The sequence below is a fragment of the Micromonospora sp. NPDC048935 genome (assembly GCF_043197875.1).
Taxonomy (GTDB): Bacteria; Actinomycetota; Actinomycetes; order Mycobacteriales; family Micromonosporaceae; genus Micromonospora.
Genome location: NZ_JBICTZ010000002.1, coordinates 387,358 through 401,904 on the forward strand (window position 1 = coordinate 387,358; position 14,547 = coordinate 401,904).

Below are 14,547 nucleotides of genomic sequence, written 5' to 3' on the forward strand. Positions count from 1 at the left end.
CGACCGTCGGCGGCGACCTCGCCACCCGCGACGCATGCGTAGGACGTCGCGTGGGTGGCACACCGAGGTCCCATTCGACCACGGAATGCCACCGTCGGTCGTAACGAAGAGTGTTGGCTTGAACACATAGCGATCAATATGGTTGATCGGGTCTGCTGCATCTGGCGCCTCCATACCCGGCGACGCGCCACAGTGCAAAGACCTACGCAAGGGAGTATGTGCATGCTTGGCAACGGGCGCCGTATTCGGCGCGGTCATCGTCTGGGGCTGGCCGCCCTGCTCGTGAGCGTGTTGGTGGTGGTGTCGTCCGGGCAGCCGGTCTATGCCGCCAACCTCGGCAGCGAGCCGACCCTGCCCTACGCGCAACCGAGCAACGCCAACCTGCCCAGGGCTGGCTGCGACACGACCGCCACCGACCCGAAGAATCCGCCGGTCGACAGCCCCGCGGCACTGCAGGTGATCTACGCGTGGAACGACTCCACCGGCAACCAGTACTCGACGAACGTCGAGCACGCCGCCCGCGTCATGGACCGCGTCGACTGGCTGCTCGACCAGGCCAGCAACTACGACCAGCACTTCAAGTTCAGCTGCCGATCGACGACCACCAGCACGTACAACCAGTACGCGCAGGCGATCGTGACGCCGGAGAAGATCGACACTCCGAACACCGACTACTGGTCGATCGCGAACGAGCTCACGGCCAAGGGGTACGACGACAGCAACCGCTGGTACGTGCTCCTGACGGAGTTCGCCGCGCCATCCGCCTCGGCATACTGGTGTCCGACAAGTGGCGGTGGAGGCTGCGTCTCCATCGTCGAGGTGTGGGACAGCGGCGTCGTCGGGCACGAGGTGACGCACCTGCTCGGCGCCGGCCACGCCTACATGTCCGAGAACGTCTGGCAGGACTCCAACGGTAACTGGCAGTTCGAGCAGTACTGCCCCGACATCACCATGTGCTGGAGCGACTGGTGGGCCTACGACATGGGCTACCGCCAGAACTACGACCCGAGCGAGACCAGCGCGTCCTTCTATGTGGACAACTACCCGTCGACGACGACGAGGAACACGGCGGTGCATCCGCTGCTCACCTCGCCGGTCTGCTGCGACGTCGGTGCCAACAACGACCTGCTGACCGCGCAGGAGCGGACCATCGAGGCACAGGCGCCCGGCACCTCGAACCCCACCGGGTTCAGCACCGCCGGCTCCGGGGCCGCCATCTCGGTGACACCGCAGGGTTCGTTCACCGGCCTCTCCGCCCGGTACTTCGACAACCGTCGCTCGCTGCAGTTCGTCAGCTCACCGCAGTCGGCGGAGAAGTCGGTGCTGGTGAGCCGTAAGCCGTCGGTGACGGTTGGGCACAACTACAAGTTCTACGTCCGGCTGCGCGCCAACTCCGGCACCGCCGCGCTGCGCATGCGGTGGTACAACTCCGGCGGCACGCTGCTGTCCACGTCGACGAGTAGCTCGTTCGGCCTGACGTCGAACTGGCTTGAGTGGTCCCACGAGGCGGTCGCACCGTCGAACGCGGCCACCGTGCAGATCTCCGTGGTGGCACCGTCCGGTGGTTCGCAACCGGCGACCCTGACCATGAACGTGGACACCCTGCAACTGACCGACTGCAGCGCCAACGAGAACTCGCTGTGCCGCCCCACCACCTGATCCCAACCGGGTGATCCGGTCTTTCCCCACGTCGCGCGAGCGCGACGTGGGGAAAGACGTGGCAGACACCGACCCGGCGAGGGGTCAGCGGGCAACGCTCGACCAGAACCCGCACTGGTGCTCGGCGGCCAGGTCCACGTTGCCGCTCCGGTTGTCGGCGAAGGCCCGCACGTAGGGCATGCGGGGCCAGCCGGGTGTGCCGGTGGAGGCGAAACGCGACCACGCGGTCACGAATCGGGAACGCAGTTCGGGCTTGGTCTGGTCGGTCAGGACATCCATGTCGAACAGGTAGGCCAGTTCGAGACCATGCGCCGCGCCCCAGGAATAGCGTGGGTCCAGGACCGGGCCGTCGCGTTCGGCGTACTCGTAGCCGTAGACGCGGTTCTGCTTCGCGAGCAGGCGGGTCTGTTCCAGAGTCGGGCAGGCCCAGATGCGGTCCGTGGCAACGGCCGCCCAGGCCAGGCCGGGCGTGCCCCACGCGGCGATCGGATAGCGGGCCTCAACCTGTGCGGCCCGGTCACCGAATGCCGTGCGCAGCGCGGCCCGGTAGTCGTCCGGCGTGTACGGCTTGGGGACCGGGTACAACTCGGTGAAGCCGAGGAAGGCGCGATGCTCGTCGAGGTTCCCGCCCTCCAGCACCGGCATGTGCTGGTACCGGCCGGCGCGCAGGGCATCGGCCGGGCGGGACGGCAGGAGCGGACTGCCGTACGCGGGTGTCGCGAACGCCGCCAGGCCGGCGCCCCGGGTCTGGTGGAGAAGATCCGTGTACGAGGCGGCGCGCAGGCAGGCCACGGTGGCGCAGCCGAGCCGATCTTGGAGTTGCGCGCCCTGGCTCTGCACGGCGGCCAGGCTGCTGAACTGCGAGCCGGCCTCACCGCCGGGCGGGAACAGCCCGTCCGGCCAGTCGGTGAGACACGATCCGGACTGGATGATCGCCTTTCCGAACAGACCCGCCGCCGATGGCGCGGTGAGCTGGGCGCACACGCTCATGCCGCCGCTGGATTCCCCGGCGAGCGTCACGTTGCGCGGGTCTCCGCCGAACGCGGCGATGTTGCGGTGCACCCAGCGCAGTGCGGCCTGCTGGTCCTGAAGGCCGAAGGTGCCGGAGCCGGGCAGACCGGGCAGACCGAAATAGCCGAAGACGCCGAGCCGGTAGTTGACCGTGACCACGACCAGGTGGCCGTCGGCGGCGAGGCGGTGCGGGTCGTACTGGTTCGCGGAACCCACGGTGAACGCGCCTCCGTGCAGGAAGACCAGCACCGGGTGCCTGCCGGTCCGGGCGGGGGGCGTCGTCACGTTGACGTGGAGGCAGTCCTCGGCACCGGTGATCAGACCGCCCCCGCCTATCGAGTTCTGGGCGCATTCGGCGGGCAGCGTGGTCGCCTCCCGGACGCCGTGCCAGTTCGCTGCCGGCTGCGGTGCACGCCAGCGGTTCGGGCCGGTGGGTGGTGCCGCGTACGGCACCCCGTTGAAGACCCGGTAGCCGGCTCCACTGGCACCCTCGATCAGACCGTTCTCCGTGCGGGCGAGCGCACGGGCCGGTGTATCGACCGCCGGACTCGGGAGCTGCTGACTGCCGGCGTACGCGGGAGTCGCCGCCAGCACCACGGACAGCGCCGCGACCGCGGCCGGCAGCAGTGTCGCGGGTGTCGTCCTCCGACAGTGCCGGCCTCGATCGTGTCGTCGACGGCGTGGACGGGGGACGAAGCGCCGGGTGACTCCGTACGGCTGTGTCGCATCGGCAAACATGCGGTCCACGCTAGGAACACGGCGAGGATGCGAGCAGAGTCACGGATACCCGGTCCGCGGTGACAAAAGTACCCGGGCGGTCAGCCACAGCTCGTACCACTCCTCGTGGGTCAGGTCGGGTGCCCGGGTCGCGGCAGACGCGGATGCGCTCGGGACGTGCGGTGCCGATCACCGGAGTGATGAGCAGCTCGGCGGCGACGAAGTCCTGTACGACGGAGAACGTCTCGCGGTCGTGGCGCAGCAGCCGGATGCGGACGCCGCCGCCGGACGGGAGTTTCACCTCCAGCCCGTCCGGGTGCTCGGCGGCCACCTGACGATCGCCGTCGATGTCGGCGCTGGCGATCCAGGCGACGCCGAGCACGCCGGCCTGGTCGGCAACCACCTTGCCGGTGCCGGGGGCCAACGAGGGGCGCAACTCGCCGGTGTCGGGTCGGGCGCGAAGCTCACGGCGGCCCGTTTGCCGGCCAGCAACAGGTGGCGCTGACTCATTGCCGATTCCTCCGTTGCCGGTTGGACGGGTGCTGGCGGAAAGGACGCGCGGTCGTGCTCCTATCCGCCGCTCTCGGTGTGCGCGTAGTCCCGCGAGGGTCCGGTCTCCGTGCGCCGGCCGCCTTCCTCGCGGCGGCGGGCGGCGGCCGAGGCGAGCGCGACCGGTGCCATGACCGTCGCGACGACCCCGATGAACCCGACGGCGACCGACAGGTTCGTCAGCTCCGCCACGCCGCCGATCATGGGTGGACCGATGAGGAACCCCGAGTAGGCGATGGTCGTGACGAACCCGATCTCCCGCTCGCCGCCGGTGCCGTCGCTGCGCCGGCCGACGGCACCCGCCAGGTCGATCGCCACCGGGAAGGCGAACGCGACGCCGCCGCCGGCCAGCACGTACCCGGCGTAGGTGAGCCAGGCCACCGGCACGACGGCCGCCAGCAGCAGGCCGGCCCCGGCGAGCAGCGAGCCGACGACCAGGACCCGGATGGCGCCGAAGCGGCGCTGGATCCGCTCGCCGAAGAGCCGGACCACCCCCATCGCGAGACAGAAGACGGAGTACATGATGGCGCCGGCCGCCTCGGACATGCCCCGCTCACGGACCGCGAACAACGCCGACCAGTCGCCGTTGGAGCCCTCCACGACGGCGGAGATGAACGCGACACCGCCCAGCAGCCACAGGACCGGACGGCGCAACATGCTCCGGTCGAGCCCGCCCTGCTCCCGGTGGGCGCCGGTGGTCGGCTCCGCGGTCGGCACGAACCGGATCAGGGCGGCGGTGGCGGCCAGCGAGGCGAGCGTGACCAGGGTGAAGTACGGAAGCAGGTCCACGCGGTGCCCGGCGGCGACCGCGGCGGCCAGTGAGCCACCCAGCGCGCCGAAGCTGAACCCGGCGTGGAAGACCGGCATGAGGGGCCGGTCCGCGCGACGGATGACGGTCACGGCGGCGACGTTCATCGACACGTCGAACACGCCGAAGGACGCGCCGAGCAGGACCAGGACGAGGGCGAGTTGCACCGGTGAGGTGACGAGTGCGAGGACTGGCAGCAGGCCCGCGGCTGCGACCGCCGACACCAGGATCATCACCCGGGCGCCGAAGCGGGCGCACAACCGGCCCGCGACCGAGGCCGCCGCCGCCAGCCCGACGCTCGCGCCGAGCAGGACGAGACCGAGCACCCCCGGGCTCGCGCCGACCTGTTCGGCGAGGCTCGGCATGCGCGGTGCCCACGAGCCGGCGATGATCCCGTTGAGCAGGAAAACGACGAACACCGGAACTGCCCTCGTACGCACCTGGTCATCCCTCTCTGGTGGGGCACCCGGCCAGTTTCCGCGGTGACAGCACTGCCGCCGTCGCCGCGATCGGCGAAACCAGACCCGATATCGTGCTGCTCGACGTGGGGATTTCCGGTGACGACGTCGCAGTGACGGTGCAGCGTATTCGTGCGGCCTCACCGAAAACGAAGACGATGATCCTCAGCATGCACGACGGCGGGGCGCTCGTGCAGCGGCTGCTCGGCCTGGGGGTGCAGGGCTATCTGCACAAGAGCGTGAGCCGCCTGGGGCTTCTCGCCGCAATTCGCGGCCGCCAGCTGAATGATTCGCACATCGTGGTGTCCGTCTCACCGGGCAGCCTCGTGGCGAGCCGGGAGGGAATCGTCGCCCTCTCCGAGCGCGAGCGCGAGGTGCTGCAACTGGTGGCGCACGCGATGAGCAACGCGCTGATCGCCAGCCGGCTCGGCCTGACCGAGGCGACAGTGAAGCGGCACCTGCGCAACGTCTTCGCGAAGTTCTCCGCGGTCTCGGCGCTGACCCGGGTGGCGCCGTAGGCGTTCGCACACACCAACCGGCAGGTCGCGGAGTTCCGTCGGCAGCCGGGCCAGCCGGTGTCGCTGACCGTCCTCGACCAGGGGTGGAGCGCGCTCGCGAAGGACTACTACGCCAACGGTGTGCGGGGCAGGTCCGGCCGTACCGCAGAACGGGGCCGGGCCCGGCGCGGAGGGTGGTCCTCCGCGCCGGGCCTCGGCAGGGGGTGGGTCAGCTGGCCGCGCAGGTGGCCGTCGCGCTCGGGCCGGTGCCGGAACCCTGGAAGCCGAAGCTTGTCGACTGCCCGGCATCGACGTGCCCGTTGTAGCCCACGTTGGTGAACCGGACGGTGCCGCTGGTGCCGCTGGCCTGGGCACTCCAGGTGCCGGTGACCGAGGCGCCGCCGGGCAGCGTGATGGTCACGGTCCAGCCGTTGATGGCCGCGGAGCCGGCGGTGACCGTCACGCTCGCGGTGAAGCCGCCGGTCCACTGGTTGATCGCCACGGACGCGAGGCAGCCGTTACCGGTCGGCGGCGGGGTCGTCGGCGGGGCCGTCGTCGGCGGGGCCGTGGTCGGTGGCGCGGTCGTCGGCGGCGCGGTCGTGGGCGGGTTGGGCGCGCCGTTCGCCAGGCTGAAGGCCAGGTCGGGCTGGAACGAACCGGCCGTGTAGCGGCAGCCGTCCGCCTCGCCCGGCGGCTTCACCCAGAGGTACGCGTCGATGTTGTTGTCGTTGGTGTTCGTCGTCGGGTACTGCCCGATGCGCCGGTCGGTGTTGTCGTCGCCGCACCAGTCCCCGCTGGCGCCCCCGTTGCGGCTGGTGTCGATGACCTGGCGCTTGCCCGAGATGCCCATGCCGTTGAGTGCGGAGATGACCGCCCGGCCGAAGTTGGCCTCACTGGAGGTGGAGTTGTAGTTCGACACGTTGGTGAAGAACCCGTCGGCGTACTGCACGCCGGCCGCCCGGAGCCGGTTGGCCGTCTCACCCGCGCTGTTCCAGGTGGAGTGGCCGCCGTCGAGGTACACCTTGGCGTTGGGGTTGCCCGACTTGATGGTCCGGGTGGCCGTCGAGATCGCCTGGTTGCGGGCGTTGATCTCGCCGCTGTTCAGGCACGTCAGCAGGGCGAGTGAGTCGGTTTCCAGGATGATGATGACGGTCTGGTTGCCCAGCCCTCTGGCGAAGTTGGACACCCACGTCTGGTACTGGTTGAGGTCCGGCGCCCCACCGGCGCTGGCCCCGCCGCAGTCCCGGTTGGTGATCTCGTACACCGCCAGCACCGGGATCTGCTGCGCCGCGTTGGCGGCGCCGACGAACCCGGAGACCTCGGACTGCACTGTCGACGGGTTGAAGTTGGCGAACCAGCGGGCCTGCGGCTGACTCGCGATCTTGTCGCGGATGACCGCGGTGCGCGAGTCGCCGGGGTTGGCGGCCACCCAGCGGATGACTGCCGAACTCGGGTCGCGGTAGAGCGATCCGGACAGCGCGCCGGCGGAGGCGCTGCCGACGGCGAGGCAGACGCCGACGGCGGTGGCACCCGCGACGGCCGCCACGCCGGCCGCCGATCTGCGGCGGAGCGAGGAGAGGATAGCCACGACGTGTTGCCTCCTGATCACATTGATGTTTCTAAGTTTATGGGAGCGTTCCCATGGACGGTAGCGGAGGCGCGGGCCGCTGCCAAGGTGTGCGGACGCGCCACTGAGGCAATGACCCATGTTTATGTGTCACCGGCTCGTGCGGGGTCTACGGAGCGGGCCTCCGGGACGTCGTGACGACGCCGGTCGCCACCTCCTGGGGAGGTACTGACGAAACGGGCACCACGCTGCCGCCGCGACAGCGGGGACACTCGTACCGAATGTAGGGTTTTTTCGCATAAGCCCGGTTGATGCGAGGAAGGCTCAACTACCGTCACCCCTGGCGGCGATAACCGATTTGTCGCCTTCTGCACCAGATGCTACGTGCAGAGTCACGGTGTACGGAGAAGGGCCAGGTAGCTCGATGTCCAACTATCCACACCCGAACATCAGCGAGGCGGCGGCAGCCCAGCCGCGTCGACCGAAGGGGCGGCGGTCGCGCTGGCTCGTCGCCGGGGTCGCCGGCCTGACCGGAATGGCTGGCCTGGCCGCCTTCACACCGGGGGTGAGCGGGGCGTTCGGGAAGAGCGGAAGCAGCCTGTCGAACGCCGCGACGCAGATCCTCACCGACGGCAGCCGGACCAGCGGCGACGACCACGGTGGCCAGGACCCGGGCGGCCGCGACAACAAGGACCACCAGAAGGGTGACGACCGCCAGAAGGGTGACGACCGCCGCGACGGCCGGGGCGACGACGCCCGGGCCGTACCCTGCGGCGCCGACGAGTTGATCGCGGCGATCGTCCGTGCGAACGCCGGTCAGGGGGCGACACTCAGGCTCGCCGAGAAGTGCACCTACACGCTCACCCGGTCCGCGCCCCTCCCGCCCGTCCCCTTCGGCGCCGTCGGCCTGCCGATCATCACCCAGCCGGTGATCATCGACGGCAACGGATCCACCATCGTGCGCGCGGCAAACGCCACACCGTTCCGGATTCTCGAGGTGGGATCCGGCGGGGATCTGACACTGCGCGACGTCACCATCAAGGGCGGTCAGGCTGACGGTGGAGTCGGCGCCGGCGGCGGTGGCATCCGGATCGACGTCGGCGGCAGGGCCACCATCGAGAACACCGACGTGGTCTACAACCACACCAACGGCCTGGGTGGCGGCATCGCCAACTTCGGCATCACGAAGATCCTCGGCCGGAGCGACCACGGCAAGGGCTGGGACAGCAAGGACAAGGACAAGGACAAGGACAAGCACGGGGACGGCCGCAGCGATATCAGCAACAACAGCGCCCTGTTCGACGGCGGGGGCGTCCACAACAACGGCACCCTCACCGTGCAGAACACCCGACTGAGTTACAACAACACGATCGGAACCTTCAACATCCTGCCCATCGGTGGCGCGGGTGGCGGGCTGTCGAACAGCAGGTCCGCCGTCCTCGACAACGTCCAGGTGGACAACAACACCGCGGGCTTCCGGGGTGGTGGCATTCGCGGCGGCCTCAACTCCACCACCGAGGTCAAGAACACCGAGATCAACGACAACAGAGCCGGCAGCGAGGGCGGCGGCATCTTCACCGACGGCACCTTCCACCTCACGCACGGCAAGGTCCACCACAACGAGGCCGGCCAACGCGGTGGCGGTGTCTTCAACCAGATCGGCGAGTTCGTGGCCGACGAGAGCCGGATCAGCGAGAACACCGCCAGCACGAACAGCACCATCGAACACGGCGGCGGCATCTACAACGGCAGTGGCACAGTCGTCCTACGCCGCACGGAGGTCGACCGCAACCGGGCCGTGGGTACGAGTTCGCAGGCCGGGGGCATCTACAACAACGCCACACTCACCCTCACCGAAACCAGGGTCACGGAGAACATCTCCGCCCTGGCACCCGGCGGGATCTTCAACGACGGCGGCCAGGTCACCGTCGACCAGAAGTCGGCCATCACCGGCAACCGGCCCACCAACTGCACACCCAGCGCGCCCGCTGTCCCCAACTGCTTCGGCTGATCATCGATCATTCCCGCAATCGGATCGCCAGAGGTAACGCGACCAGGTCGGAGCATCCGGTCCCGTACCGGTTCGATCACCACGATCGGACCGGTGCGGGACCGGATGTCACAGTGGCGACGAGCGGCAGCAGGGCGTCGCCCGTAGTCGTCGACGGTCCGGCGTGCAGCCCGCCAACGGGCGCGATATCGACTTGAATGGTGGCGTGCGGGTCAACAGGGACGGGCGGAGTTGGCGCATCGGCGCCGACGCCGACGTGGCATGGATCGCCGGTCAGACCACTGCCGGCCTCTCGGTCACCACCGCCGTCCCCCCGATCTTCGCCGCGTACGCCACGACGTACCAGGCCGACGACGTCACCGCCGCCGACTACGAGCGGGCCCTGGTCGAGGACCTCCGCACGCACACGCCCGACCAGCCCTGGTGGCTGGCCTACCTCGACACCGGCGCCCACGACGTCGTCTTTCCCCGCGCCCCCCGGGTGTCGCTCTACTGGAACTGGCCGTACGTGCTTGTCGAGGCCGGCCCCGAGCAAGCCCTCACCTGGCGGACGGGCCACCTGCGACACGGCTGCGGCTCGCTACCCGACCTGTTCTTCCCCGCCGACCGCTCATGGCTGGTCTCCGCGCTCTGGGACGACACCTGGACCTGCGTCGGCGGCCCGGAGCCACTGATCCACACCCTTCACCGCGACCCGCGGACCAAGGGCCGCCGGGTTCGACCCGACGAGGACGCGCTGCCACCGGGGCTGACCCGAGAGTGACGGGCAAACATCTGACCTAATCGCGTCCGGCGCTCGCCGGACCGCAACCTGCCGGACATGGCATTGACATCATTCACTGTGAGTTCTAGCGTCGGGACGAATCGATTCGGCGTCGAGCTGGGTGTTCCGGCGCCGTCCGGCGGTCGGTCACGTGGGGTTCGGGCACGCACGGCGTGGGCCACCAATGATCCGACGACCGACTGGTCCCGCGTGGGCGGCGAGACCGGTGGCAGAAGCCTGTGGCGACGAGCCGGTCGGGGGCGCCGTGGGCACATCGCGCCTTCCGGGTTTTTCGCCCGCGGCGAGTGTGCCGGCGGGGCGACCGGGAGTGGCGCGTCGTGGCGGTGTGGAGGTTGCCGTGGACCCCCGCACCTGAGTCAGTTCGTGTCGAGTGGCGGGAGCCCATCATGACAAGACGTAGACCCATCCTTGGATTTCTCGCGACGGCGGCGGCTGTCGTCCTGACCGTGAGCGCGGGGGCACTGGCCGGCGGCCTGGGCACCACCGCGTCGGCCGCCGACATCGCACCGGCCGCGGCGACCGCCGGGTGCGGCAAGGCGCCCACGTTGACGAGCGGTCAGCGCTCCATCCAGAGCAGCGGCCAGAACCGTAGCTTCATCCTGCGGATCCCGGACAACTACGACCGGAACCACCCGTACCGGTTGATCTTCGGGTTCCACTGGAACGGCGGCACGATGAACGACGTCGACGGTGGCGGCTCGGACGGGGCCGCCTGGTCCTACTACGGGCTGCGGCAGCAGGCGAACAACAGCACCATTTTCGTCGCCCCCCAGGGCAACGGCAACGGCTGGGCCAACCCCAACGGCCAGGACGTCACCTTCGTCGACAACATGATCAGCCTGATCGAGGCGGACCTGTGCGTCGACACGACGCAGCTCTTCGCGCTCGGCTTCAGCTACGGCGGAGGCATGAGCTACTCGCTGGCCTGTTCCCGGCCGACCGTCTTCCGCGCCGTCGCGGTCTACTCCGGCGGGCAGCTCAGCGGGTGCAGCGGCGGCACCCAACCCATCGCGTACATGGGGATCCACGGCATCGGGGACCCGGTGCTCAACATCTCCGCCGGACGGTCCCTGCGGGACAGGTTCGTCCGCAACAACGGGTGCACCGCGCAGAACCCGCCCGAGCCACGAGCGGGCAGCCAGACCCACATCACCACCACCTACTCCGGCTGCCGGTCCGGCTACCCGGTGGTGTGGGCCGCCTTCGACGGCGGGCACGGCCCCGGCCCGGTGGACGGCGGCGGCGACAGCGGCGCCCGGACCTGGACCAAGGGCGAGGTGTGGAGGTTCTTCACCCAGTTCGGCAGCACCGACCCGACGCCGACCCCGACCACGTCGCCCACGACGTCCCCCACCTCCAGCCCGACCACTCCGCCGCCGGGCGGCACGTCGCCCCTGCGTAACGCGTCCTCCGGACGGTGCCTGGACGTCAACGGGGCCTCGCAGACCAACGGCTCGACGGCGATCATCTGGGATTGCCACGGCCAGACCAACCAGAGCTGGACCTCGACGGCCGCCGGGGAACTGCGCGTCTTCGGCGGCAAGTGTCTCGACGTCAGCGGCGCCGGCACCGCGAACGGCAGCTCGGTGATCATTTGGGACTGCAACGGCCAGTCCAACCAGCGGTGGGCGGTCAACGCCAACGGCTCGATCACCGGCGTTGGTTCGGGCCGGTGCCTGGACGTGGTCAGCAGCGGTACGGCCAACGGCACGCGCGTCCAGATCTGGGACTGCAACGGCGCGGCCAACCAACGATGGAGCCGCAGCTGACCCCGGCGAACGTCCCGGGACGGCAACGGTAGGTCCGGCTCGGCGGCGGAACCACCAGGTTCCGCCGCCGACGCCGGCGCAACAGTGACATTCGATTGCAAGCGACCGCGTGTGGTACGCCAGCTCGACGCGTGACGTACGGCTTCGCTGTCGAAACCGACTGGGGAGGCGGTTCAGATGTTCGGTAGGGAGACTCATCGACCCGGCGCTGGCGAGGTTGGGCCACGCGGGCGGTCCTGGCGGAGCACGTGGCGTCCGCGTCGGTTGACCACCGCGGTGGTGGGGGCGGTGGTGGCGGCAGCAGCCGTGCTGACCGGCTTCGCCTCCCCCGCCCAGGCGGCGACCGCCATCACGATCAACGGTGGTTCCGGTGGACGGGCGCTCGACGGGATCGGCGCGGTCAGTGGTGGCGGCGGCAACAGCAGGTTGCTGATCGACTACCCGGAACCACAACGCAGTGACATCCTCGACTACCTGTTCAAGCCCGGCCGCGGTGCCGCGATGCAGCTACTCAAGGTGGAGATCGGCGGGGACACCAACTCCACCTCGGGCGCGGAGCCCAGCCACGAGCACACCCGGGGCAACGTGAACTGCAACCGGGGTTACGAGTGGTGGCTGATGGAGCAGGCGAGGGCACGCAACGCCAACATCGCCCTGGCCGGTCTGTCCTGGGGGGCGCCGGGCTGGATCGGGAACGGCAACTTCTGGTCCAACGACTCGATCGACTACCTGCTGGCCTGGCTGGACTGCGCGGGTACCCACGGGCTGACCATCAACTATCTCGGCGGGTGGAACGAGAAGGGCTACAACGCCACCTGGTACAAGAATCTGCGATCGGCCCTCAACTCCCACGGCTACAGCGCCGTGAAGATCGTCGCCTCGGACGACTTCGGCTGGGGCGCCGCCGACGAATCGCTGCGGGACCCGGCGTTCGCCAACGCCGTACAGGTCTTCGGCAGCCACTACGTCTGCGGCTACCGCAGCGCCCAGACCAGCTGCCCCAGCTCCGGCAACGCGGTCTCCACCGGCAAGTCGCTGTGGGCCAGTGAGAACGGCTCCGACGACTACAACGCCGGGGCGCAGGCCCTCGCCCGCGGCATCAACCGCGGCTACATCGACGGCAAGATGACCGGCTACATCAACTGGCCCGCCATCGCCGCCATCACCCCCAACATCCCCTGGGCGACCACGGGTGTGGCAGTGGCCCAGCAGCCCTGGTCCGGTGCCTACTCGATCGGCAAGAACGCGTGGGTGATGGCGCAGACCACGCAGTTCACCGCCCCGGGCTGGCGCTACCTCGACGCTTCGAGCGGCTACCTCGGTGGCAACCGCAACAACGGCAGCTACGTCTCGCTGAAGTCCACGAACAACAGCGACTACAGCACCGTCATCGAGACAATGGACGCCGGGTCGGCGCAGACCCTCGACTTCACCGTCACCGGCGGGTTGTCCACCGGCGCCGTGCACGTCTGGTCGACGAACGTCAGGTCGAACAACTCCGCCGACCACTTCGTCCGGGGCAGCGACATCACGCCGAGCGGGGGGCGTTTCTCGCTCACCGTCCAGCCCGGCTACGTCTACAGCATCACCACCACCACCGGTCAGGGTAAGGGCACCGCGGTCAGCCCGGCGCAGGGCAACCTGAAGCTGCCGTACAACGACACCTTCGACAGCTACGACGTGGGGCGTGAGGCGAAGTACCTGATGGACCAGCAGGGCTCGTTCGAGATCGCCGCCTGCGCTGCCGGTCGCGCCGGCCGGTGCGTACGGCAGATGTCGGAGCAGACGCCGATCTTCTGGACGTCCGGCAAGGCCGAGCCGTTCACACTGTTGGGTGACCTGTCCTGGCGCAACTACACGGTCTCCTCGGACGTGCTGCTGGAGAAATCCGGCTACGCGCAGCTCATCGGGCGCGCCAACACGTACAACCACCAGGGGCCACAGAACCTCAACGGCTACTACCTCCGGGTGACCGACGGTGGCGCGTGGTCCATCCGGAGCAACAACACGAGCGGCAACTGGCGCACGCTGGCCAGCGGAAACACCGCGGCGCTCGGCACCGGACGCTGGCACACCCTGGCGCTCACGCTCAACGGGAGCACCCTCACCGCGGCCATCGACGGCACCACCGTCGGCACGGTCTCCGACTCGACCTGGGTCGCCGGTCAGATCGGGTACGGCACGGGTCAGGGAGTCACCGCCCAGTTCGACAACCTCAGCATCACGCCGGTCGGCAGCTCCGGGGAGCCGGGCGCGACCACGGCGATCCGGGGCGCGGGTTCCAACCGGTGCCTGGACGTCAATGGAGCCAGCCAGGCCGACGGCTCGGTCGTGCAGATCTGGGACTGCAACGGCGGCGCCAACCAGCAGTGGACGCTCACCGCGAGCAACCAACTGACCATCTACGGCAACAAGTGCCTCGACGTGGCGGGCACCGCGGCGGGAAGCCGCGCGCGGATCATGACCTGCAACGGCGGTAGTGGCCAACAGTGGCGCGTCAACGCCGACGGCACGATCTCCGGGGTCGGATCGGGGCTCTGCCTGGACGTCAACGGTGCGGGCACCGCCAACGGCACCGCAGTCCAACTCTGGACCTGCACCGGTGGCAGCAACCAGCAGTGGATCCGCGGCTGACCGGTTGGTGCGCGTACGAGGACTCGTACCCGGTTCGTGGCTGCCGGCCGCTCACCTGAGCGGCCGGCAGTCGTCGGGTGGCC

Annotated in this window: 10 protein-coding genes; 6 read left to right on the forward strand and 4 right to left on the reverse strand. The window is 69.4% G+C overall.

Features of this window, described 5'->3' with window-relative positions; all coding sequences use genetic code 11:
• Positions 1 to 222 precede the first annotated feature (222 nt).
• The gene (locus ACGFIW_RS08145; protein ID WP_393311899.1) at positions 223 to 1,659 is read left to right on the forward strand and encodes a hypothetical protein; all 1,437 of its coding nucleotides are present in this window, start codon (positions 223 to 225) and stop codon (positions 1,657 to 1,659) included.
• A gap of 84 nt (positions 1,660 to 1,743) precedes the next feature.
• Here the strand turns inward: ACGFIW_RS08145 and ACGFIW_RS08150 are convergent, their stop codons facing one another.
• The 3 genes from ACGFIW_RS08150 to ACGFIW_RS08160 form a co-directional block, all read right to left on the reverse strand.
• Positions 1,744 to 3,408 (reverse strand): carboxylesterase/lipase family protein, encoded by a 1,665-nt coding sequence (locus ACGFIW_RS08150; protein ID WP_393311901.1) that lies wholly within the window; start codon positions 3,406 to 3,408, stop codon positions 1,744 to 1,746.
• Between the two features lie 10 nt (positions 3,409 to 3,418).
• A complete protein-coding gene (locus tag ACGFIW_RS08155; protein ID WP_393311903.1) occupies positions 3,419 to 3,823 on the reverse strand; it encodes a hypothetical protein in 405 nt (134 codons plus the stop codon).
• Positions 3,824 to 3,957: 134 nt separating this feature from the next.
• Positions 3,958 to 5,184, reverse strand: coding sequence for an MFS transporter (locus ACGFIW_RS08160; protein ID WP_393311905.1), 1,227 nt, complete (start codon positions 5,182 to 5,184; stop codon positions 3,958 to 3,960).
• A 17-nt stretch (positions 5,185 to 5,201) separates the two neighbouring features.
• Between ACGFIW_RS08160 and ACGFIW_RS08165 the strand changes: the two genes are divergently transcribed.
• Entirely contained in the window at positions 5,202 to 5,720 is a 519-nt protein-coding gene (locus ACGFIW_RS08165; protein ID WP_393311907.1) for a LuxR C-terminal-related transcriptional regulator, read from the forward strand.
• 208 nt (positions 5,721 to 5,928) lie between these two features.
• Here ACGFIW_RS08165 and ACGFIW_RS08170 read toward each other — a convergent pair whose 3' ends face one another.
• Complete coding sequence (locus ACGFIW_RS08170; RefSeq protein ID WP_393311909.1) at positions 5,929 to 7,287, reverse strand: glycoside hydrolase family 6 protein; 1,359 nt, start codon at positions 7,285 to 7,287, stop codon at positions 5,929 to 5,931.
• 403 nt (positions 7,288 to 7,690) lie between these two features.
• Here ACGFIW_RS08170 and ACGFIW_RS08175 point away from each other — a divergent pair, with 403 nt between their 5' ends.
• The 4 genes from ACGFIW_RS08175 (at position 7,691) to ACGFIW_RS08190 (ending at position 14,464) form a co-directional block, all read left to right on the forward strand.
• Positions 7,691 to 9,277 carry a hypothetical protein gene (locus tag ACGFIW_RS08175; RefSeq protein WP_393311911.1) on the forward strand — a complete coding sequence of 529 codons (1,587 nt, stop codon included), beginning with the start codon at positions 7,691 to 7,693 and terminating at the stop codon, positions 9,275 to 9,277.
• A 205-nt stretch (positions 9,278 to 9,482) separates the two neighbouring features.
• Positions 9,483 to 10,040, forward strand: coding sequence for a hypothetical protein (locus tag ACGFIW_RS08180; RefSeq protein WP_393311912.1), 558 nt, complete (start codon positions 9,483 to 9,485; stop codon positions 10,038 to 10,040).
• Positions 10,041 to 10,447: 407 nt separating this feature from the next.
• On the forward strand, positions 10,448 to 11,830 hold the full coding sequence (locus ACGFIW_RS08185; RefSeq protein ID WP_393311914.1) for a lectin: 1,383 nt from the start codon (positions 10,448 to 10,450) through the stop codon (positions 11,828 to 11,830).
• A gap of 177 nt (positions 11,831 to 12,007) precedes the next feature.
• A complete protein-coding gene (locus tag ACGFIW_RS08190; protein WP_393311916.1) occupies positions 12,008 to 14,464 on the forward strand; it encodes a ricin-type beta-trefoil lectin domain protein in 2,457 nt (818 codons plus the stop codon).
• The last annotated feature ends 83 nt before the right edge of the window (positions 14,465 to 14,547 follow it).